This window comes from Streptomyces peucetius, from assembly GCF_025854275.1.
Classification (GTDB): Bacteria; Actinomycetota; Actinomycetes; order Streptomycetales; family Streptomycetaceae; genus Streptomyces; species Streptomyces peucetius_A.
Genome location: NZ_CP107567.1, coordinates 5,314,895 through 5,336,605 on the forward strand (window position 1 = coordinate 5,314,895; position 21,711 = coordinate 5,336,605).

Below are 21,711 nucleotides of genomic sequence, written 5' to 3' on the forward strand. Positions count from 1 at the left end.
TGCTGCCTTACATGGGGGAGACGGTGGCGAAAAGTGGTCGTCACTTGCCGGCGTTGATCGTGGCCTTCTCGATGGCGCCGCTCTCGGCCTTCCACTCCTTGAGCACCTCGGCGTACGAGCCGTCGTCGATGATCTTCTGGACGGCGGCCTTGAGCGCGTCGCGCAGTTCCGGGTTCTTCTTGCTGACCGCGATGCCGTACGGCGCGGCGTCGATCTGCTGGCCCACGACCTCGAAGAGCTTGCCGCCGCCGGCGTTCAGCTCGTTGTAGAGGGCGACCGGGAAGTCGGTGATCACCGCGTCGGCACGCTTCGTCTGGAGCTGCGTGATCGAGTCGCTGTCCTGGTCGGAGATGAAGGGCTTGATCTTGTTGGAGCCGCACTTCTTCTGCGTCTCGTTCAGCAGCGTCTCGTTCGCCGTGCCGCGCTGGGCGGCGACCGTCAGACCGCACAGGTCGTCCAGCGTGGTGACCTTCTCGGGGTTGCCCTTCTGGACGAGGATGGCGGAGCCTGCCCGGAAGTAGTTCACGAAGTCGGCGCCGCCCTTGGCGTCGTCGGTCGCACCCTGCTGGCGCTCCTTGGTGTCCGTCATCGAGGACATGACGATGTCGGTGCGGCCGTTGTTCATGCCCAGCACGAGCTGGTCGAACGTGGCGTTCTCGAACTGGAACTCGACGCCGAGGACCTTGCCCAGCGCCTTGGCGATGTCGATGTCGACACCGGCCGGCTTGTTGTTCTCGTCCATGAACTCCATCGGCGCGTACGCGATGTCCGACCCGACCTTGATGACGCCCCTGTCGCGGATGTCCTGCGGGAGCTGGTCGTTGAGCGGCGCGCTGGACGCGTTGCCCTTGGTCTCCGACTCCTTGGATCCGCTGTCCGTCTGGTCGCCACAGGCGGTCAGCAGCATGGCGCCGGCGACCGCGATGGCGCTGACCGCCGCAATCCGGGCCTTGACGGCGGTCGTACGGCGCGTGGTGCTTGCGGTCATGATCGGGGTCCTCCGGCGGGTGAAGGTGGGTGTTACCAGGTCGTATGTACTCATCTTCGAGTGTCGCGACCTTGTCTGTTTTCGGCATCTTGCCATTCGGACGAGCCCATTCAGGGGGCCGCGCATGTCAAAATCGGATAACGGGTGACCCCCGAACCCCAGCGGGCCGGTACATCAAGGCCGGACCATTCGCTGGAAAGCCTCCTTCTGACCGGAAGATCTTCGGCCGTCTTGCCTTCTGGACGGGTACCACCGCAGCTGGTGGTCTTGTCCGGGTTTCCGGCTATGAGTCGCGTCACCGGGCGCATATGGACTCGTCCGCGGTGCGGTCGTTCCGGTAAGAAGGATCCTTACACCCCTCATCCGGGGCTCAGGGCGCGTGTGCGGCGCGCCCGCGCGTGCGTACCTCCCCCTGCCGGGGCGGGCCAACCGCCTGGTGCAGGGACGGACGCGGTGCCCGCCCACCCCTCCTCAACCAGGAGTGGCCACCCTCAACCTTGAATACTTAAGGGGTCAACGAAAAATGGCAGCGGAGATCGTCAATCCTCACAGCGACAGCGCCGACACGGAGAGTGCCGACGAGCCCTTCGATCCGGCGTTCGCGCTGCACCGCGGCGGCAAGATGGCCGTCCAGGCCACCGTGCCGGTGCGGAACAAGGACGACCTGTCCCTCGCTTACACACCCGGTGTCGCCAAGGTGTGCACCGCCATCGCCGAGAAGCCCGAGCTCGTCCACGACTACACGTGGAAGTCGCAGGTCGTCGCCGTCGTGACCGACGGCACGGCAGTGCTCGGCCTCGGTGACATCGGACCGGAGGCGTCGCTCCCGGTCATGGAGGGGAAGGCGATCCTCTTCAAGCAGTTCGGCGGCGTGGACGCGGTCCCGATCGCCCTCGCGACGACCGACGCCGACGAGATCGTCGAGACCGTCGTGCGCCTCGCGCCGTCCTTCGGCGGAGTGAACCTCGAGGACATCTCGGCACCCCGGTGCTTCGAGATCGAGCGCAAGCTCCAGGAGCGCCTCGACATCCCCGTCTTCCACGACGACCAGCACGGCACCGCCGTCGTGACCCTCGCCGCCCTGCGCAACGCCGCGAAGCTGACCGGGCGCACGCTCGGCGACCTGCGCGGTGTCATCTCCGGTGCCGGCGCGGCCGGCGTGGCCATCGCCAAGTTCCTGCTGGAGGCCGGTCTCGGTGACGTGGCGGTCGCCGACCGCAAGGGCATCGTCAGCCGTGACCGCGACGATCTGACCCCGGTCAAGCGAGAGCTCGCCGAGCTCACCAACCGGGCGGGGCTTTCCGGCTCCCTGGAGACCGCGCTCGCCGGCGCCGACGTCTTCATCGGTGTCTCCGGCGGCACCGTGCCGGAGGCCGCCGTCGCGTCGATGGCGCCGAACGCGTTCGTCTTCGCCATGGCCAACCCGAACCCGGAGGTCCATCCCGACGTCGCGCACAAGTACGCGGCGGTCGTGGCCACGGGGCGCTCGGACTACCCCAACCAGATCAACAACGTCCTCGCCTTCCCGGGCATCTTCGCGGGTGCGCTCCAGGTGCGGGCCTCCCGCATCACCGAGGGCATGAAGATCGCGGCGGCGGACGCGCTGGCGGACGTCGTCGGCGACGCGCTCTCCGCGGACTACGTGATCCCCTCGCCCTTCGACGAGCGGGTCGCCCCGGCGGTCACCGCGGCGGTCGCCGCGGCGGCGCGGGCCGAGGGTGTCGCCCGGCGCTGATTCGCTGCGCCTGCGGTTTCCGTGACGGGCCGCGCCGTCCCCGTGCGGGGGGCGGCGCGGCCCGTTCGCATACGGGCGTGCCGCTGCACGAAGCCGCTCCCTTCCCCTCCCTTCCCCTCCCCTCAACCGGGGCAAGCCCCGGCCCAGCCGGGCTCGCCCCGGCCCGTCACCGGGCTGCGCCCGGGCCGCCGTGGGGCAGCCCGGGGCCCCGGTTGGGCTGCGTCGGGCCCCGTTCCGGGCTGTGTCCGGGCCCCGTTCCGGGCTGTGTCCGGGCCGCAGTGAGGCAAGCCCGGGCCCCGGTCGGCTTGTGCACGGGACCCCCGGTTGGGCTGCGCCCGGGTCCGTCACGAGGCTGCGCAGGGCCGTCGACATGTCCTCGCCAACTCGTGAGGGTTCTGCGGTCGTAACGGTCAGAACTCGTCGAGGCCCCGGATCCGGCGTCCAGGGCGCCACCGGAGCGAGGAGCGCTGACCCGACCCGCCGGAATCCGCTTCGTGCCGGGCGGGGTCCGGAGGGGGAGGAGTGGCCGGAACACGGCGGGCGTTTCGTCGGGGGACTTCTCAGGTTCATCTCGCGCTGGTGTGCTGCTCGGCGCCAACCCACGTACTCCAGGAGGCGCTTGTGAATCTGGTCGTCAACGGTGATGCGGAGAGCGGCCCGGGAGGGAGCGCCGAGCCGGTCGGCAGGGTGACCGGCTGGGTGGTCGCTCAGGGCGCTCCCGCACTGGTCGGGTACGACGTGGGCGGCGGCTATCCGACCGCCGCCGACCCCGGGCCGGCCCGCCGCGGATCGCGGTTCTTCAGCGGCGGCAACTCGCCCCGCACGGCCCTCGTACAGGACGTCACGCTCCCCGCGACCGGGCAGACCGGCCGGGGCGCCGTCGACGCCGGGCGGGTGCGGTACACGCTGACCGCCCATCTCGGCGGATACGCCACGCAGGAGGACGGAGCCCGGCTCTCCGTCGAGTTCCGGGACGCGGCGGGGAACCCGGTGGCGCTCAGTGTGCTCGGGCCCGTCACGGCCGCCGAACGCGGTGGGCGCACCGGGCTGCTGGAGCGGACGGCGTCCGCGGCCGTACCGCCCGGCTCCCGTACCGCACGTCTGCTGCTGGTGTTCACCCGCAGCGGCGGCGGGACCTCCAACGACGGCTACGCCGACGCGATGACGCTCGGCCTCACGACCACCGGGGGACGCATATGACCGGGCTCGACCGACGGACTCTGCTCAGGGCCGCCGCGGCCGCCGGTGCGCTGAACGTCGCCTGGCCGCTGAGCGCCGGGCTCAGCCCCGCGCAGGCGCGCGAGGCGGCGGAGGCACTCGGCGCCGACTACGATCCCGCGCCGTTCACGCTCGGCGTCGCCTCCGGCGACCCGCAGCCGACGAGCGTCCTGCTCTGGACCCGGCTCGCGCCCGAGCCGCTCGCCGCCGAACAGGCTCTGCCCGAGGTCGTCGAGGTCGAGTGGACCGTCGCCCTGGACCGGTCGCTGCGCCGTGTCGTGGCGCGCGGTACGACGCCGGCCTCCGCGACCCTCGGCCACAGCGTGCACGTGCCGGTCTCCGGGCTGCGGCCGGGCACCCGCTACTGGTACGCCTTCAAGGTGCTGGGCAGGACCAGCCGTGTCGGCCGTACCCGGACCGCGCCCGCCGGCCGGGTGGCCGGTGTGCGGTTCGCCGCCGCCAACTGCCAGGCCTTCCACGACGGTTTCTACGCCGCCCACCTCGGGATCGCCCGCGAGGACGTGGACTTCGTCGTCCATCTCGGCGACTACATCTACGAGCACGGCCAGGTCGGCGGCGTACCCGCCGACCATGTGCGCGACCACGAGGGCCCGGCCGTCTTCACCGTCGCCGACTACCGCCGCCGGCACGCGCTCTACAAGGGCGACGCGTCCCTGCGCGCCGCGCACGCCGCCCATCCGTGGTTCCTGACGTGGGACGACCACGAGGTGGCCAACGACTACTCGGGCACCGGCGGCGGCGCGCCGTTCATGCGGCGCCGGGCGGCCGCGTACCAGGCGTGGTACGAGCACATGCCCCACCGCGACAGCAGCGCCTTCGCGCTGCCCGACCCGGAGATCCACCGGGTCCGCCGCTGGGGCGACCTGCTGGAACTGACCGTTCTGGACCTGCGTTCGTACCGCTCCGCGCAGAACATCGAGGGCGGCACGATCCTCGGGGCCGAGCAGAAGTCCTGGCTCAAGGAGGGCATCGGCCGGGCGCCCGACTCCTGGCACGTCTGGGCCAACTCCATCATGCTCAGCCAGCTCCGCGGCAGGCCCGGCGGCCCGTACATGTTCACCGACCAGTGGGACGGCTTCCTCGCCGAGCGGAAGGAGGTGCTGGGCCATGTGCACGCGAGCGGCCTTGAGGACCTCGTCGTCATCACCGGCGACTGGCACTCCGCGTTCGTCGACGACATCAGGACCGACTTCGACGACCCGTCGTCCCCGCTGGTCGGTACGGAGTTCACGGCGCACTCGGTCACCTCGGGCGCGTACAGCGCGGACTGGAACGAGGCGAACGGACCGCTCATGGGCGCCGCCAACCCGCATCTGAAGTACTTCGAGGGCAACCGCTACGGCTACGACGTCTACGAGGTCACCCCGGAGCGCTTCAGCGCCCACATGCGGGTCATCGCCGACCGCCGGGACGCGGCGTCGCCCGTCACCACGCTCACGAGCTTCCACGTGGACCGCGGCAGCACCGGCTCGTACGAGGACCCGGCGACGAAGGACTCGCCCGCCCAGTGGCGGAGGGAGTAGCGGGACGCGTGTCACACCGGTGCGTGGTTCCACCACGCACCGGCCCGGCCTACTCTCGACGTCATGTTCGCCGCCTACGCCGCCCGTATCGACCGTGACCAGCCGCTCAACGGCCTCGAACTGGGCGAACGCCCGGCGCCGGAGGCACGACCGGGCTGGACGACCGTCACCGTCAAAGCCGCCTCGCTCAACCACCACGACCTCTGGTCGCTGCGCGGTGTCGGTCTCGCCGAGGACAAGCTGCCGATGATCCTCGGCTGCGACGCCGCCGGTGTCGACGAGGACGGGAACGAGGTGGTGCTGCACTCCGTCATCGGACAGAGCGGTCACGGCGTCGGCCCCGACGAGCCCCGGTCCATCCTCACCGAGCGCTACCAGGGCACCTTCGCCGAGCAGGTCGCCGTGCCGGCGTGGAACGTGCTGCCGAAGCCCAAGGAGCTCAGCTTCGAACAGGCCGCGTGCCTGCCGACCGCCTGGCTCACCGCCTACCGGATGCTGTTCACCAACGCCGGGGTCCGTCCCGGTGATTCGGTCCTCGTCCAGGGTGCGGGCGGCGGCGTGGCCACCGCCGCGATCGTGCTCGGCAAGGCCGCCGGCCTGCGGATGTTCGCCACCAGCCGCGACGAGGCCAAGCGCAAGCGCGCCGTCGAGCTGGGCGCTCAGGAGGCGTACGAGCCGGGGGCACGGCTGCCGCGGCGGGTGGACGCCGTCATCGAGACGGTCGGGGCCGCGACCTGGTCGCACTCGGTCAAGTCGCTGCGCCCGGGCGGGACTCTGGTCATCTCCGGCGCGACCAGCGGTGACCGTCCGTCGCACGCCGAGCTGACCCGGATCTTCTTCCTCGAACTGAAGGTCGTCGGCTCGACGATGGGCTCGAAGGACGAACTGGAGGACCTGCTCTCGTTCTGCGCCGCCACGGGTGTGCGGCCGGTGATCGACGAGGTGCTGCCGCTGGACCGGGCCAGGGAGGGCTTCGAGAAGATCGCGTCCGGCGATCTGTTCGGAAAGATTGTCCTGACGAACTGTTGATGGGTCGTCAGTTCCACTGATGGGATCTCCGGCACTGCTCCACGACCGTGCCGGAGGTCCTCATGCACCGCCGTCTGCTCGTCGTCCTCTTCTGCGCCGTCCTGCTGCTTGGCCCCGCACCCGTGCGGGCGCACGGCGACGCGGTCGCCGGCGCACCGGACGGCATTCCCCGGCTGACCGACGACCGGGGCCGCGTCCTGACCCTGCGCGGCTGGAACGTCGAGGACAAGACCCACCGCGGCGAGGCCGCCCTCTCCGCCATCACCGAGCGGCACTTCCGCGACCTGCGCGCGAACGGCTTCAACTTCGCCCGGCTGCTCGTTTTCTGGGACGACCTGGAGCCGGAGCCCGGCCGGTACAGCGAGCGGTACCTGCGCAGGATCGAACGGGTGCTGGACTGGGCGGCCGAGTACCGGATCCATGTGCTCATCGATGCCCACCAGGACGTCTTCGGGCCCGCCTTCGGACACCGGGGCATCCCCGAGTGGGCGACCCGGACCGACGGGCTGTTGTTCACCCCGCACCCCGACGACTGGTTCGCCGAGTACTTCGAGCCGGCCGTGCAGCGCGCGTTCACCCATCTCTACGAGGACCGGGACCTGCGGCTCGCCCAGGCGCGGATGTGGCGGGTGCTGGCCGGCCGCTTCGAGCACCACCCCGCCGTCATCGGCTACGACCTGATCAACGAACCCATGGGGGAGATCCGGGACGGCGAGGACCTTCCGACGGCCGCCCGGCGCATCGAGGCCGAGCAGCTCACGCCGATGTACAACCGGCTCGCGGACGCGGTCCGTTCGGTGGACCGGGACACCTGGCTGTTCGTCGAGCCGACGCCGATCGTCGGTGAGGGGGTGCCGACCGGCCTGGGACGGATCGAGGACCCGAGGACCGTCTACGCCCCGCACTTCTACAACACCGCCATGGAGGCGGGCGCCGACTACGATCCCGCCGCGGGCTGGATCGAGGCGTACGAGCGTGCCGTGACCCAGTACCCGGCGCGGCACCGGATGCCGGTCGTGGTGGGCGAGTGGGGCCCACTGAACAACGCGCTGCCGAACATGGGCCGTTTCTACCGTGAGGCACTCGCCTCCCTGAACCGCTACAGCTCCGGCTGGGCCGGCTACGTCTGGTGCTACGGCGGTGGGTACTGCGCGGTCGGCGCGGACGGCCGCTTCCGTACCAACAAGGAGCAGACCGCGGCCCCGTACGCACCGGCCGTGGCGGGCCGGGTGACGGCCGAGGGGTACGACGACGGAAGCGGCACGTACCGGCTGGAGTACCGCTCCTCGCGCGGGGTCAGCGAGATCTCCGTGCCGCCGGGCGCCGGCGGCTGGCGGATCGAGGTGTCCGGCCGTGCCCACCCGCAGGTCCGCACCGTCCCGGCCGGCCGCACGGCCACGGTCCGCGTCCACGCCCGCCCGGGCGAGCACGTCACGGTCCGGGTGGGCCCCCGGTGCGCCGCTTGTCAATTAAGGTTGACAGAGGCAGAGTGTGTCAATGTAGGTTGACAGGCATGACGGAAGCAACGGATCTCGCCGAGCGTGCGGGCGACCGCGACCCGCGCGTCGGGCTGCGAGCGGTCGCCGCACTGCGCCGGCTGCTGGAACAACTCGAAGCCGTACAGGTCAGAAGCGCCCGCAACCAGGGCTGGTCGTGGCAGGAGATCGCGGCGGAACTCGGCGTCAGCCGCCAGGCGGTCCACAAGAAGCACGGGAGGCTGTGATGTTCGAACGGTTCACCGACGACGCCCGCGCGGTGGTGACCGGCGCCACGGCCTGTGCGCAACGGGCCGACGCGTCCACCGTCACCAGCGAGCATCTGCTGCTCGCCCTGCTGGATCTGGAGGGAGCGCGGACCGGGTTCGCCTTCCGGGCCCTCGGGATCACGGACCGGCGGGCGTCGCTGGAGGCCGCCCTCGCCGAGGCGCGGCGGCGCGGCGGCATGTCCAAGGCCGACGAGGAGGCCCTCGCCGGTCTGGGGATCGACGTGGGGGAGATCGTCGCCAGGGTCGAGGAGACCCACGGAGCCGGTGCTCTGGCGGGCGACCGCAAGGGCCGCCGCTGGTGGTCGGGCCACCGGTCGTTCACCCGCGAGGCGAAGCAGACGCTGGAGAAGTCGCTGCGGATCGCGCTGGGAAGACGCGACAGGTCCATCGGCGCGGAGCACATCCTGCTGGCGCTGACCGCCGTGCCCGGCGTCGTCTCCGAGGTCCTGGCCGACCACGGCGCGACCTACGCGGCGCTGGAGCGGGCCATGTTCGGCCAGGCGGACGGCGGTACGGCGAAGGCCGGCTGAGCGGGACGGGTGGCGCGGCGGGGCACCGGGCCGGTGAGACCCCGGCGCCCCCGGGGTCGCCGTCCCCTCGGACTGCCCGTTCCCGCCGTCAGGCCTTGGGGCCGCGCAGCAGGGCGACGATGTGCGCCGCCGCCGTCGACAGATGGCGTCTCGTCTCGCCCAGCTGCTCCGGCGTCACGCCGTGGTCCCGCGCCGCGTCCCGCACGTCGTCGCGGAAGCGGTCCAGCAGCCGTTCGAGGTCACGCGCCGGATCGGCGGAACCCTCCGGGCCGACGGCGTCCTTCGCCCAGTCCGGGTCGGCGTCCGCCGGGTCCGGCTTCACGTACGGCGGCCAGGCCGTGCCCCGCGCCAGCCCGCCGAGCTGCGTCGTCAGCTCCGACAGGCCCTCGCGCACGCCGGTCGGCCAGTCGCCGCGTGTGAAGTGGTCCTGCACCTGCTCCTGTACCTGCCGGGCGATGCGCTGCATCTCGGCGCGGGCGGTCTCCTGCGCCTCCTGTGCCTGGCGGCGTGCCTGCCGGGCGTCCTCGCGGGCCCGCCGTGACTCGTCCTTCGCGCGGCGGGTCTGCTCCTTCCACTCCTGCTTGGCGCGCTTGAGTTCCTCCTTCGCGGCGCGCCACGACTCCTTGTCCGTGAAGTCGCCCAGGTCGCCGAAGTCCCCGGGGGCGTGCCCCGGGCCACCGGTGCCGGACGACTTGCGGGTCCGGCTCGCCGCCGCGCGCATCTCGCTGCGCAGCTGGCCCGCCGCACCGCGGACGTCGTCGCGGATCTCCGCGGCCAGTTCGGAGACGGAGTCGCGGATCTCCAGCTCCAGGTCGGCCAGCTCACCGCTGCGGCCGGCCAGCTCCGCACGGCCCGCGTCGGTGATCGAGTACACCTTGCGGCCGCCCTCGGTGGCGTGGGTGACGAGGCCCTCGGCCTCCAGTTTGGCCAGCCGCGGGTAGACGGTGCCGGCGCTCGGTGCGTACAGCCCCTGGAAGCGTTCCTCGAGGAGGCGGATCACCTCGTAGCCGTGGCGCGGCGCCTCGTCGAGCAGCTTCAGCAGATACAGGCGCAGCCGGCCGTGGGCGAAGACGGGAGGCATGTCAGAGCACCTTCCCACTCGGGCGGTCGGCGGTCGGGTCCTCGTACGGATCGTCCTGCGCGGGGGGCCTGCGCAGCAGGGCGATGGCCCCGGAGACGGTGGTCGCCTTGAGGGTGCCGGTGCCCGCTCCCAGGGTTCCGGTGATGCGCTTCGTGCCCCACTGGCCGCTGACCCGCAGATCGTCGAAGGCGTTGGACAGGGCGCCGCTGGCGGTGTTCGCGTCGACCCGCGCGTCCGCCGGGTGCGGGAGCCGGATGGCGACCTCGCCGGAGACCGTGGTCAGCCGGATGTCCGTCGGTCTTCCGCCCGGGCCCAGATCGACGACCATGTCACCGCTGACGGATTCCGCCTTCACCGAGGCGCCCGCGCCGTCGATCACGGTCAGGTCGCCGGAGACCGAGTTGTACCGCAGGTCGCCGGTGACCGACTGGGCCTCGACGTTGCCGGTGACGGTCTCCGCGCGGACGTCGCCCGACAGGCCGACGAGGGTGGTGTCCCCGCTGACGCCCCGCACCACGGTCGTGCCCCGTACGCCGGAGACGACCGCGCCGGCACCGACGGCACCGAGCTCGACGGCCGTCTGCGCCGGCACCGCCACGGACACCACGGCGCTGCGGTGGTGTCCCTTGGGACCGAGCCACTTGAGGAGGCCCTTCCAGGGCAGGTCCTCGTAGGCGACGGTCAGCGTCGAGCCGCTTCTGGTGACGACCAGGGGCGGGCCCTCCACCGCGGAGATCTCCAGACGGGTGGAATCCTCCTCCGTGCCCACGACGTTGACCGTTCCGCCTACGATCCGGACACTGAGCGTGGTCAGCGGGTCGTCGAAGGTGAGCTTCCGGTTCTCGGAGACTTCCCACGTCGTCTCTGCCATGGTGCTGACCTCCCGGATCGCCCGCGACGCAACATATCGCGTCTATTGATGAACACGATATATCGCGGCCTAGAGATGTCAAGTGAGGTGCCGTCGGGCCGGTCCGTTCGTCGGCGGGCGACGCGCGGCATTGCCGCCTGATACGGGACAAATTGCCCTAGCGTAGGGGCATGAACGCGACACCCGCAGGAGCCGTGCTGCTCTGCCGGGCCGACCTCGCGGCCGTACGGACCCCGGCCGCCCATCTGCTCCGCGAACGGATGCTGCTCGCCCCGGCAGGCGACGGCTGGAGTCTGCTCGTCCCCGAGGGCGGGCCGTGGCAGGACGGCGGCGAAGCGGTCGACGCGGTGCTGGGCGGCTGGGCCGCGGCGCTCTCGATCGGCGCCGGGCGGCCGGTCCTCGCCCTGTGGTGGGACGACGACGGCGCCGGTCTCACCCTGGCCTCCGGCTTCCGCCGCCCGGTCGGATACGTCTGGCTGGCCGACGGCACTCCGGTGGGCGAGGACGAGGCGATGCGGACCTTCGCGGCGCGGCTGGGGCTCGACCCGGTCCTCGATCTGCAGGCCCTGGAACCGCTGACGGCCGAGGACCGCGAGTCCGACGCACGGGCCAGGCTGATCGCACTGACCGCCGTCCTCACCCACACCGGCCTCGCCCTGCCCACGGGCCTGGTGCCCGGTGCCTCGGCGGAAGCACTGCGTACCGCCGCGCACGCGGCGGCAGTCGAGGAGGTGCCCGCCACCCGGGGCCCGCGCGAGGCGCCGGCCGGTGGGACCTCACCGGGGCCCTCCTGGCACCGCGCGGCCGGCGCGGCCCAACTGGCGGCCGGGGTGGCGCTGGTGGCGTGGGGAGTGCGGCGACGCAGCGGGGGATGGGTGACGGCTGGAGCGGTGCTGATCGCGCACGGGCTGGTGCCGTTGGCGCGGGAGCGGCCACGGCCGTGACACCGGCCCGGTAGCGCCGTCCGGGGGCCGCGCCCCCGGTCCGGTGGAGCCGTAGCACCGCGCCCCGCGGAGACCGGCCCCGCAGGGATCAGTCGTCGTCCTCGTCGTCGAGGCGGGCCAGCCAGGTGGCGAGGCGTTCCACGGGGACCTCGAAGTCCGGGTTGAGGTCGACGAACGTGCGGAGCTGTTCGGCGAGCCACTCGAAGGTGACCTCCTCCTCGCCGCGCCTCTTCTCCAGCTCCTCGATACCGCGATCGGTGAAGTACATACGGACAGAATATGGCCCGGCCCCGCGATCGGATCGCGGGGCCGGGCCAGAGACTGCGGTCATGCGGCGGCGCAGCCGCCTCAGGCGTCGAAGACCTCGTTGACCAGCTGCTGCTGCTCCGCCTGGTGGCGCTTCGCGGAGCCCACCGCCGGGGACGAGCTGTGCGGACGCGAGATGCGCCGCAGGCGCTCGCCGTGCGGGATGTCCGCGCCGACGGCCAGGTCCAGGTGGTCGATCAGGTTGAGCGCGATGAACGGCCAGGCACCCTGGTTCGCCGGCTCCTCCTGCGTCCACAGGTACTTCTCGGCGCTCGGGTACTTGGCGATCTCGGCCTGGAGCTCCGCACCCGGCAGCGGGTACAGGCGCTCGAGGCGGATGATCGCGGTGTCCGTGACGCCCCGCTTCTGACGCTCGGCCTCCAGGTCGTAGTAGACCTTGCCGGCGCAGAAGACGACCTTGCGGACCGCGGCCGGGTCGACCGACTCGTCGCCGATCACCGGGCGGAAGCCGCCGGTGGTGAACTCCTCCGCCTTGGACGCCGCGGCCTTCAGACGCAGCATCGACTTCGGGGTGAAGACGATCAGCGGCTTGTGGTGCGGGTTGTGGACCTGCCAGCGCAGCAGGTGGAAGTAGTTCGACGGCAGGGTCGGCATCGCGACCGTCATGTTGTCCTGCGCGCACATCTGGAGGAAGCGCTCGGGACGCGCGGACGAGTGGTCCGGGCCCTGGCCCTCGTAGCCGTGCGGCAGGAGCAGCGTGACGCCGGAGTGCTGGCCCCACTTCTGCTCGGCGGAGGAGATGAACTCGTCGACGACGGTCTGCGCGCCGTTGACGAAGTCACCGAACTGGGCCTCCCACATGACCAGCGCGTTCGGGCGGGCCAGCGAGTAGCCGTACTCGAAGCCCATCGCCGCGTACTCGCTGAGCAGCGAGTCGTAGACGTTGTAGCGGGCCTGGTCCTCGGACAGGTAGAGCAGCGGGGTGTAGTCCTCGTTGGTCTCCTGATCCACCAGCACTGCGTGGCGCTGGCCGAACGTGCCCCGGCGGGTGTCCTGGCCCGAGAGACGGACCGGGGTGCCCTCCATCAGCAGGGAGCCGATGGCGAGGGTCTCGCCCATGCCCCAGTCGATGGTGCCGTCCTCCACCGAGGCCGCGCGGCGCTGCATCTGCGGCATCAGACGCGGGTGCACGGTGATGTGGTCGGGGATGTTGACCTGGGACTCGGCGATCCGCTTGACGACCTCCTGGGAGACCGCCGTGTTCACCGAGACCGGGAACTCGGGCTCGGCGTCCGGGACATGGGCCGGGGCCGGGTGGCTGGTGGCCTCGCGGACCTCCGCGAACACCTTCTCCAGCTGGCCCTGGAAGTCCTGGAGCGCCTGCTCGGCCTCTTCCAGCGTGATGTCGCCGCGACCGATGAGCGACTCGGTGTAGAGCTTGCGCACCGAGCGCTTCTTGTCGATCAGGCTCACCATCTGCGGGTTGGTGAACTGCGGGTTGTCGCCCTCGTTGTGACCGCGGCGACGGTAGCAGATGAGGTCGATCACGACGTCCTTGTTGAACGTCTGGCGGAACTCGAAGGCGAGCCGCGCCACGCGGACGCACGCCTCCGGGTCGTCGCCGTTCACATGGAAGATCGGCGCCTCGATCATGCGGGCCACGTCGGTCGCGTACATCGAGGAACGCGAGGACTCCGGCGCCGCCGTGAAGCCGACCTGGTTGTTGATGACGACGTGGACCGTGCCGCCGGTGCGGTAGCCGCGCAGCTGCGACATGTTCAGCGTCTCGGCGACGACACCCTGGCCGGCGAAGGCCGCGTCACCGTGCAGGGCGATCGGCAGGACCGTGAAGTCCGTGCCGCCCTTGTTGATGACGTCCTGCTTGGCGCGGGCGACACCCTCGAGGACCGGGTCGACGGCCTCCAGGTGGGAGGGGTTGGCGACCAGGGAGACCTTGATCTGCTCGCCGTCGAGGCCGGTGAAGGTGCCCTCGGCGCCCAGGTGGTACTTCACGTCGCCGGAGCCGTGCATCGACTTCGGGTCGAGGTTGCCCTCGAACTCGCGGAAGATCTGGGCGTACGACTTGCCGACGATGTTCGCCAGGACGTTGAGCCGGCCGCGGTGGGCCATGCCGATGACGACCTCGTCGAGGCGCGACTCGGCGGCCGAGTCGATGACCGCGTCGAGCAGCGGGATGACGGACTCGCCGCCCTCCAGCGAGAAGCGCTTCTGGCCGACGTACTTGGTCTGCAGGAAGGTCTCGAACGCCTCCGCCGCGTTCAGCCGGCGCAGGATGCGCAGCTGCTCCTCGCGCTCCGGCTTGGTGGCGGCGCGCTCGACCCGGTCCTGGAGCCACTTGCGCTGCTTCGGGTCCTGGATGTGCATGAACTCGATGCCGGTGGTGCGGCAGTACGACTCACGCAGCACGCCCAGGATGTCGCGCAGCTTCATCATCGACTTGCCGGCGAAACCGCCGACGGCGAACTCGCGCTCCAGGTCCCAGAGCGTGAGGCCGTGCTCGGTGATGTCCAGGTCGGGGTGCTTGCGCTGGCGGTACTCCAGCGGGTCGGTGTCGGCCATCACGTGCCCGCGGACCCGGTAGGAGTGGATCAGCTCGAAGACCCGCGCGGCCTTGGTGACGTCGTCGTCGTGGGAGGCGTCGATGTCCTTGAGCCAGCGGACCGGCTCGTAGGGGATGCGCAGCGCCTCGAAGATCTCGTCGTAGAAGTTCTCCTCGCCGAGGAGGAAGTTCGCGACGATCCGCAGGAACTCGCCCGACGCGGCGCCCTGGATGACCCGGTGGTCGTACGTCGAGGTGAGGGTCATCACCTTGGAGATGCCCAGCTTGTTCAGGGTGTCCTGCGAGGTGCCCTGGAACTCGGCCGGGTAGTCCATGGAGCCGACGCCCATGATGACCGACTGCCCGGGCATCAGACGCGGCACGGAGTGGACGGTGCCGAGGCCGCCGGGGTTGGTCAGCGAGACGGTGACGCCGGTGAAGTCGTCCATCGTCAGCTTGTTGTTGCGGGCGCGGCGGACGATGTCCTCGTAGGCCTGCCAGAACTCGAAGAAGTTCAGCGTCTCGGCCTTCTTGATGCCCGCGACGACCAGCTGGCGGTCGCCGTTGGGCTTCACCAGGTCGATGGCCAGGCCGAAGTTCACGTGGTCGGGCTTGACCAGGGTCGGCTTGCCGTCCTTCTCCGCGAAGGACCAGTTCATCGACGGCATGGCCTTGATGGCCTGCACCATCGCGTACCCGATGAGGTGGGTGAAGGAGATCTTCCCGCCACGGGCGCGCTTGAGGTGGTTGTTGATGACGATGCGGTTGTCGAAGAGCAGCTTCACCGGGACGGCGCGCACGGACGTGGCCGTGGGCAGCTCCAGGGAGGCGTTCATGTTCTTCGCGACCGCGGCGGCCGGGCCGCGCAGCGTCACGAACTCGGGGCCGTCGGCCGGCTGCGCATCGGCCTTGGCGGCCGGGGCCGGCGCGGCGGCGGGCTTGGCCGGGGCGGGCTGCGCCGGGGCCGCCTTGGCGGGTGCCGGAGCCGGGGCCTCGGCGGCCGGGGCCGGGGCGGCGGGGGCGGCAGGCTGCGCCGGTGCGGCGGCCGGGGCGGGAGCCGGAGCGGCCCCGTCGCCCTGAGTCTGCTTCGCTCCCGCGGCGGGGGCGTCCGCGGTGGCGGCCGCGCCCGGCTTGTAGTCGGCGAAGAAGTCCCACCAGGCACGGTCGACCGAATTCGGATCCTGGAGGTACTGCTGGTAGATCTCGTCGACGAGCCACTCATTGGCGCCGAACGCGGTGGCAGGGTTCTGACCCTGACCGGTTTGGTCGGTCGAGAGACTCGAGTTACTGGGGGACTGAGACGACACGGCGAGAACCGCCCTCTTCCGCTTCACAAGGTGATGGACAGCGGAAATAAAGGCTACGCCTCCCTGGCCGGGAGGTGCAGGCCGGGCCGGTCAACGTCGCGCAAGTCACACCGAACAGCGCGTTTCGGTGCTGGGAATGGCGGGAAACAAGCATGGTTCGGTCGCGCCGGGGTACGCCTGGCGGCGGGCACAGGCCCTCGGCCCGCGTCCCTGACGGAACTCCGCAGCGGTTTGACCGGCAGTTTTCCGTGGCTCGGCAGGTCGGCTTCCCGGTGTCTCGACCACTTACACGGAGAATCTGCGTTTCCGGTTCGAACCCTACGTCAAGCGCGTGCCGACCTGGCCCCCGGAAGAGTGACCCGGATGCGGCAGCCTTGTGCGGATTCGGCCACTCCGATGCGCCCGCCGTGCAGATCGACCGCCCAGCGCGCGATCGCCAGCCCCAGTCCCGTGCCACCGTCGCTGCCCGGCCCGTGCGGGGACGGGACGCCGCCCCGGTTGAACCGCTCGAAGACCCGGTGCCGCTCCTGCTCGGGGATGCCCGGCCCTTCGTCCAGCACCTCCAGGTCGAGCGACTCCGGGTACGGCCCGCGCCTGGCCCGTACGGTCACCCGGCCGTGCGGCGGGGAGTGCTTCACCGCGTTGTCGATCAGATTCGCCACCACCTGGTGCAGCCGTTCGGCGTCCGCGTGCGCCGTCAGCTCCGGCGGCGACACGTCCAGGTGCAGATGGACGTCGGTACGGGTGTGATGACCGGACCCGGACGCCAGGCCGCGCCGGGAGGACACCAGGCCGGCCTCCTTCAGCACCCCGGACAGATAGGGCCACACCTCGAAGCGCGAGGCCCGCAGCGGCAGCACGCCGTTGTCGAGGCGGGACAGGTCGAGCAGCGTCTCGACCAGCCGCCCCAGGCGCTCGGTCTGCTTCAGCGCCGTGCGCATCGTCTCCGGATCGGCGGCGGACACCCCGTCGACGACGTTCTCCAGCACGGCGCGCAGCGCGGCGATCGGGGTGCGCAGCTCGTGCGAGACGTTGGCGACCAGCTCCTTGCGGTGCCGGTCGACGGCCTCCAGGTCGTCCGCCATGCGGTTGATCGTGGAGGCCAGGTCCCCGAGTTCGTCGCGGCGGTCGGCGCCGCGCACCCGGCGGGTGTAGTCGCCGTGGGAGATGCCCTTGGCGACGGTGTTCATCTCGTCCAGCGGCGCCGTCAGGCCGTGCGCCACGAACTGGGTGATCAGCAGGGTCGCGATGATCGTGAAGACCGTGATGAAACGCACCTCGGTCTTGCTGTGGAACGCCATCAGCATCAGACCGGTGGTGATGAGGACCGAGACCACGACGAGCGTGCTGAGCTTGGTCTTGATCGATATCGTGATGGACGCGGTACTCAGCCGCTTCCCCGGCCTGCCGCCCTGCCGCCGCCGTCTCATGGCGCCGGCGTCTCCAAGGCGTATCCGACACCGTGGACGGTACGGATCCGCTCGGCGCCGATCTTGCGGCGCAGAGCCTTGATGTGACTGTCCACCGTGCGCGTGCCGGAGGCGTCCGCCCAGTCCCACACCTCCGCGAGCAGCTGCTCGCGCGAGAGGACGGCGCGCGGCGTGTTCGCCAGGCACACCAGCAGGTCGAACTCCGTCGGTGTCAGGTGCACGTCCTCGGCCCGGACCCGTACGCGGCGCTGCGCGTGGTCGATCTCCAGTTCGCCGAGACGGAGGATGCCGCTACGGGGAGTCACCGCGGCGAGCGCCGCCCGCTCCACACGGCGCAGCAGGACATGCACCCTGGCCGCGAGCTCCCGCATCGAGAACGGCTTGGTCATGTAGTCGTCAGCGCCGACGCCGAGCCCGACGAGCATGTCCGTCTCGTCGTCCCGCGCCGTCAGCATCAGCACCGGGACGGGGCGCTGTGCCTGGACCCGGCGGCATACCTCGAGACCGTCGAAGCCGGGCAGCATGACGTCGAGGACCATCAGGTCCGGCTGCCAGGCGTCCGCCGCGTCGACGGCGGCCGGGCCGTCGAGTGCGGTCTGCACCAGAAAGCCCTCGGCCCGCAGCCGTGCCGCGATGGCATCGACGATCGTGGCGTCGTCCTCGACCACCAGCACCCGGCGCTGGGCCCCGGGAGTGGCCGCGACGCCGCCTTGCGTGGTGTGTGTCTGCTCCATCGCCCCGCCCTTGTACGCGTTCTCTGCGAGCTGCATGTGGTTCTGCTTCGAAGGTGGATCCGGTGTGTAGTCCAGCAGCGTAAAGGCAGCGGCTGTGTCCCGGCTACGCAGGGCGAACAGCGAGGTGGACGACGTCCGGTACGCCCCGGGCAAGGTGGATCTCTTCGGTTCTTACCCCGGTGAATCCGGCATTCCGCAACGCCTCTTCGAATTCCGGGGACGGCTTCGCGGACCATACGGCGAGCACTCCGCCCGGTTCCAACGCGGCTGCGCACGCGGCGAGTCCGGCCGGGGAGTAGAGCGCCCCGTTGTCCTCCGTGACGGTCCAGTCGGGCCCGTTGTCGATGTCCAGGCACAGCGCGTCGTAACGGTCCGCAGTCGAATGGAGATGACTCACCAGGTCCGTGTGGAGGATCACGCACCGGGGATCTCCGAGCGCCCGCCCGGAGATCGCGGCGAGCGGCCCGTCGTGGTGCCAGTCGATGATCGCCTGCTCGCGCTCCACCACGGCGATCCGCCGCCACGACGGCATGGCCGCGGCATGGGCGAGCGAGAAGCCGACCCCCAGACCGCCGATGAGGACCCGCGGGGCGGCGTTCCCCGTGCCGATCGCCCGGTATGCGGCGTCGACGAGAAGCCGCTCGGACCGCCCGTCGGAGGTGTCCATCAGGAAGCACCCGTTGGCGATGATCTCGTACACCTTCTCCGCGCCGTCGCCACGGCTGCGTAGCACCACCTCCCCGAAAGGCCCCTCGCGCCGGTCCAGCGTGACGGGAGCGTCGGTGGCGGGGAACGGCATGGCTATCGGCCTCCGGGGGCGGCTGTTGGACACGACACGGACCGGAGCCATCTTGGCCGGGTCCCGGTGCAGGAACAAACCGCCGGCCCGGCCGCCCACTCGTACGGCGGGGCCCGGCCGTGGTCAGACGGGCCCCCGGCCGCATCCGAGCCGGGCGTGCAGGGCGACACCGAGTGCGAAGAGCGCGACCGCCGCCGCCCACGCCCAGGGCCGGTCGCCCGGCTGCATCGGCCACGCCCAGACCTGGGCGGCGCCACTGTGCGTCCTGGGCGCGCCCAGATAGACGGCACTGAGGTAGGCGAACGCGGGAAGCCAGCTCAGCCGCGCGCCGGTCACGGTGGCCGCGGCCGTCGTGATGCCGACGGCGCCGAGCGTGTTGCGGACCATGGCCGCGGCGCCGAACCGGCTGTCGTGCGCGACCACCGCGAGCGCCAGCAGGGCCGCGGCGACCGCCGTCGGACCGGCCGACTGCGCGAGGCGGCGTGGCCGCCAGGGGCGCACCGCCGTGCGTTCGAGTTCCTCCATGGACGAGTGGAGACCGGTGCCGATCACGGCGGCGGCCATCAGCGGGGCGAGCGCGACCACCGGCACGAGACGCCGGGGATCGAGGTACACGTCCAGGCCGTACGCCGCCCAGGCCGCCAGCAGGGCGACGCCCGTGAGCGACACCAGGGTGAGCGGGACGCCGTGCGCGCGGGCCGGCAGCAGCGTGCCGGTGGGGCGGGGGAGCGGGGCGACCGGTGTCGTACGGGCGGTCACAGCGCAGGCACGTCCTTCGGGTCGCAGTTGTCGGCGGTCGCGAAGTACCGGGACAGCCAGGCACGCCGGGCGTCGTCCGGCATGGCGGCCAGGCGGTCGCGCGCGGCGCGGTCGGCGGAGATGTCGGCGGCCTCGGCCTGGTCGCCGCGCTCAAGGGCCCACCGCAAGGAGTCCTGCTCGGTCCGCGCGCGGCCGGGGGCGAGCCATTCGGTGACCGCCGTGTCGACGCGCAGGGCCCGCTCGTCGCTGCGGCGCGCGTCGCAGGCGTCATGGCTGCCCGTGATCGCGGCCGCCGCCTCCCAGGCGTACTGTTCCGGATCGGTCAGCTTCCCGCGTACGACGGACCAGCCGAGCGGTGTCAGCATCGGCAGACCGGCCTCGCCAGGGCCCGGGTCCGCAGGCAGGTCCTCGAAGCGGACGGGCAGGTTCTCGACCCCTGCCAGGCGGCCGTGGAGACCGCCGAGGGCGCTCCTGACCTCCGAGAGAAGGCCGGCGTACAGGGCGTTCACACAGATGTGGGGCCGTACGGCGGTGTCGCACACCTGCTTCCGCGAGAGGGGGTGGTCGCGCCACATGCCGTCGCCGCTCTGTACGACGACGGCGGCCGCGACCGCCGCGGCGGTGAGCGGCAGCAGAGCGGTGGACCGGTGACGGCCGGCGTACGCGAGCACCGCGGCGGCTGCCAGACCGCCCATCCAGGCGATCGCGGCGATGGGCTGCCACCACACGGGGAGCATCTCGCCCATGGTGGAGGCCGATGCCGGGCTGAGGTGACGAGCTCCGCCGGTTCCGTACGACGGGACGCCGAGCAGCGGGTAGCAGCAGACGGCGAGAGCCGGTGCGGCTGCCCGCCATGCCACCAGCCGCCCCACCACATGACCCAGCAGAGTCATGGCTGCCAGGAAGACGGCGTCCACGAGCATCCAGGAGAGCAGCGGACGGCCCGCCGAGGTGTACGGCCAGGTGGCGGCCAGCGCCCCGGCCGCCACCAGGGCATAGCCGGCGACGATCCAGACCGCCGTGGGCACCGCTGCCGTCAGGAACTGGGCGAGCGTCCCGCGCACGGCCGTGGCACGCAGCTCGCCGGTGCCCCTGCGCCGTTCCCGGCCGCCCTGCCAGCAGCCGGCGGCCGCCGCGAGCGGGCCGCCCAGCAGTGAGGCCACGACGTGCAGCAGGGTCTGGGTCTCGCCCCAGCTTCCCTGCCACTGCGCCGCCTTGGCGGCTAGGGAGATCCCGAGCGTGACGGCGACGGCGGTGCCCGTCCACGGCGCGGAGCCGCGCAGCAGCTCGCTGCGGAGCGGATGCGGTGCGCGGAGCGCCGCCGTGCTGTCCGGGGCGGCGGGTGCGGCGGCCGTGGTGGTCATCGGCGCGTCCCGACCGGGAGCGAGGGATGGGCGCGGTGGGCGCGCAGCGCGGCCGTGTAGCCGCGTTCGACGGGGTTGTCCCCGTGGTCGTCGGCGGAGTCCTTGCCGAGGACGGTCAGTTCCGCGGTGGAGCCGTGGAACGCGAGCCGGCCGGACTCGATCAGGGTCACCTCCGAGCAGGCCGCCGCCACGTCCTCCACCAGGTGGGTGGAGACGATCACGGTGGCAGCGGCGCCCAGTTCCCGGAGCAGTGCTCTGAATTCGACGCGCTGCTCCGGATCGAGACCGGCGGTTGGCTCGTCGAGCAGCAGCAGTTCCGGTTCGTTCACGATCGCCTGTGCGATACCGACCCGGCGCACCATGCCGCCCGACAGCGTCTTCACCTTCGTGTCGATCCGGTCCCCGAGACCGACCCGCCGCACCGCGCGTTCCACCGCCGCCGGGACGTCTGCCGTCCGCATCTCCTTCAGCCACGCCACATAGGCGACGAACTCGCGCACCGTGAAGCCCGGGTAGTAGCCGAACTCCTGCGGCAGATAGCCCAGCCTGCGCCGGACCTCCGCCCGCTCGACGTGCCCCGACACATCGCGGCCCAGCAGCGTCACCCGGCCCGCGGCGGGTGCGGTGACGGTTGCCAGGACCCGGATCAGCGACGTCTTGCCCGCGCCGTTGGGCCCGAGCAGACCGTGCACCCCGCTCCCGAAGGAGATGTCGACCGCGTCCAACGCCACCGTCCTGCGGTGCCGGACCGTCAGACCGGTGACCTGTGCCGTGCTCCCGGTGATG

19 protein-coding genes are annotated in these 21,711 nt (G+C 71.5%); 8 read left to right on the forward strand and 11 right to left on the reverse strand.

Features of this window, described 5'->3' with window-relative positions; translation table 11 throughout:
- Nucleotides 1-40: 40 nt before the first annotated feature.
- A complete protein-coding gene (locus tag OGH68_RS24620; protein ID WP_264247135.1) occupies nucleotides 41-988 on the reverse strand; it encodes an ABC transporter substrate-binding protein in 948 nt (315 codons plus the stop codon).
- 523 nt (nucleotides 989-1,511) lie between these two features.
- Here OGH68_RS24620 and OGH68_RS24625 point away from each other — a divergent pair.
- The 7 genes from OGH68_RS24625 to OGH68_RS24655 all read left to right on the forward strand — a co-directional run bounded on the left by OGH68_RS24625 (nucleotide 1,512) and on the right by OGH68_RS24655 (nucleotide 8,809).
- Complete coding sequence (locus OGH68_RS24625) at nucleotides 1,512-2,723, forward strand: NADP-dependent malic enzyme (protein WP_264247136.1); 1,212 nt, start codon at nucleotides 1,512-1,514, stop codon at nucleotides 2,721-2,723.
- Between the two features lie 621 nt (nucleotides 2,724-3,344).
- Nucleotides 3,345-3,923 (forward strand): phosphoesterase, encoded by a 579-nt coding sequence (locus OGH68_RS24630; protein ID WP_264247137.1) that lies wholly within the window; start codon nucleotides 3,345-3,347, stop codon nucleotides 3,921-3,923.
- Nucleotides 3,920-5,485 (forward strand): alkaline phosphatase D family protein, encoded by a 1,566-nt coding sequence (locus OGH68_RS24635; RefSeq protein WP_264247138.1) that lies wholly within the window; start codon nucleotides 3,920-3,922, stop codon nucleotides 5,483-5,485. The genes OGH68_RS24630 and OGH68_RS24635 overlap by 4 nt, the downstream gene beginning before the upstream one ends.
- Nucleotides 5,486-5,548: 63 nt before the next feature.
- The gene (locus OGH68_RS24640; protein WP_264247139.1) at nucleotides 5,549-6,514 is read left to right on the forward strand and encodes a zinc-binding dehydrogenase; all 966 of its coding nucleotides are present in this window, start codon (nucleotides 5,549-5,551) and stop codon (nucleotides 6,512-6,514) included.
- 62 nt (nucleotides 6,515-6,576) lie between these two features.
- On the forward strand, nucleotides 6,577-8,022 hold the full coding sequence (locus OGH68_RS24645) for a cellulase family glycosylhydrolase (RefSeq protein ID WP_264247140.1): 1,446 nt from the start codon (nucleotides 6,577-6,579) through the stop codon (nucleotides 8,020-8,022).
- Nucleotides 8,023-8,027: 5 nt separating this feature from the next.
- The gene (locus OGH68_RS24650) at nucleotides 8,028-8,237 is read left to right on the forward strand and encodes a helix-turn-helix domain-containing protein (protein WP_005312042.1); all 210 of its coding nucleotides are present in this window, start codon (nucleotides 8,028-8,030) and stop codon (nucleotides 8,235-8,237) included.
- Nucleotides 8,237-8,809: a Clp protease N-terminal domain-containing protein gene (locus tag OGH68_RS24655; protein ID WP_264247141.1), complete on the forward strand. Its 573-nt coding sequence runs from the start codon at nucleotides 8,237-8,239 to the stop codon at nucleotides 8,807-8,809. Before OGH68_RS24650 ends, OGH68_RS24655 begins: the two co-directional genes overlap by 1 nt.
- Before the next feature lie 88 nt (nucleotides 8,810-8,897).
- Here OGH68_RS24655 and OGH68_RS24660 read toward each other — a convergent pair whose 3' ends face one another.
- Both OGH68_RS24660 and OGH68_RS24665 read right to left on the reverse strand, forming a co-directional pair.
- The gene (locus OGH68_RS24660) at nucleotides 8,898-9,890 is read right to left on the reverse strand and encodes a helix-turn-helix transcriptional regulator (RefSeq protein ID WP_264247142.1); all 993 of its coding nucleotides are present in this window, start codon (nucleotides 9,888-9,890) and stop codon (nucleotides 8,898-8,900) included.
- 1 nt (nucleotide 9,891) lies between these two features.
- Nucleotides 9,892-10,761: a DUF4097 family beta strand repeat-containing protein gene (locus OGH68_RS24665; RefSeq protein ID WP_264247143.1), complete on the reverse strand. Its 870-nt coding sequence runs from the start codon at nucleotides 10,759-10,761 to the stop codon at nucleotides 9,892-9,894.
- A 170-nt stretch (nucleotides 10,762-10,931) separates the two neighbouring features.
- Here OGH68_RS24665 and OGH68_RS24670 point away from each other — a divergent pair, with 170 nt between their 5' ends.
- Nucleotides 10,932-11,705 (forward strand): hypothetical protein, encoded by a 774-nt coding sequence (locus OGH68_RS24670; RefSeq protein WP_264247144.1) that lies wholly within the window; start codon nucleotides 10,932-10,934, stop codon nucleotides 11,703-11,705.
- Nucleotides 11,706-11,793: 88 nt separating this feature from the next.
- Here the strand turns inward: OGH68_RS24670 and OGH68_RS24675 are convergent, their stop codons facing one another.
- From OGH68_RS24675 to OGH68_RS24710, 8 genes are all read right to left on the reverse strand, one after another.
- Nucleotides 11,794-11,973 carry a DUF6104 family protein gene (locus tag OGH68_RS24675; protein ID WP_030049542.1) on the reverse strand — a complete coding sequence of 60 codons (180 nt, stop codon included), beginning with the start codon at nucleotides 11,971-11,973 and terminating at the stop codon, nucleotides 11,794-11,796.
- An 80-nt stretch (nucleotides 11,974-12,053) separates the two neighbouring features.
- Nucleotides 12,054-15,839, reverse strand: coding sequence for a multifunctional oxoglutarate decarboxylase/oxoglutarate dehydrogenase thiamine pyrophosphate-binding subunit/dihydrolipoyllysine-residue succinyltransferase subunit (locus OGH68_RS24680; RefSeq protein ID WP_264247145.1), 3,786 nt, complete (start codon nucleotides 15,837-15,839; stop codon nucleotides 12,054-12,056).
- A gap of 323 nt (nucleotides 15,840-16,162) precedes the next feature.
- A complete protein-coding gene (locus OGH68_RS24685; RefSeq protein ID WP_264247146.1) occupies nucleotides 16,163-17,269 on the reverse strand; it encodes an ATP-binding protein in 1,107 nt (368 codons plus the stop codon).
- The gene (locus OGH68_RS24690; protein ID WP_100111355.1) at nucleotides 17,266-18,003 is read right to left on the reverse strand and encodes a response regulator transcription factor; all 738 of its coding nucleotides are present in this window, start codon (nucleotides 18,001-18,003) and stop codon (nucleotides 17,266-17,268) included. Before OGH68_RS24690 ends, OGH68_RS24685 begins: the two co-directional genes overlap by 4 nt.
- A 103-nt stretch (nucleotides 18,004-18,106) precedes the next feature.
- On the reverse strand, nucleotides 18,107-18,802 hold the full coding sequence (locus OGH68_RS24695) for a spermidine synthase (RefSeq protein WP_264247147.1): 696 nt from the start codon (nucleotides 18,800-18,802) through the stop codon (nucleotides 18,107-18,109).
- Between the two features lie 123 nt (nucleotides 18,803-18,925).
- Nucleotides 18,926-19,561: a hypothetical protein gene (locus tag OGH68_RS24700; protein ID WP_264247148.1), complete on the reverse strand. Its 636-nt coding sequence runs from the start codon at nucleotides 19,559-19,561 to the stop codon at nucleotides 18,926-18,928.
- Nucleotides 19,558-20,925 carry a hypothetical protein gene (locus OGH68_RS24705; RefSeq protein WP_264247149.1) on the reverse strand — a complete coding sequence of 456 codons (1,368 nt, stop codon included), beginning with the start codon at nucleotides 20,923-20,925 and terminating at the stop codon, nucleotides 19,558-19,560. Before OGH68_RS24705 ends, OGH68_RS24700 begins: the two co-directional genes overlap by 4 nt.
- Nucleotides 20,922-21,710 carry an ABC transporter ATP-binding protein gene (locus tag OGH68_RS24710; RefSeq protein ID WP_264250267.1) on the reverse strand — a complete coding sequence of 263 codons (789 nt, stop codon included), beginning with the start codon at nucleotides 21,708-21,710 and terminating at the stop codon, nucleotides 20,922-20,924. The genes OGH68_RS24705 and OGH68_RS24710 overlap by 4 nt, the downstream gene beginning before the upstream one ends.
- Nucleotide 21,711: the final 1 nt, after the last annotated feature.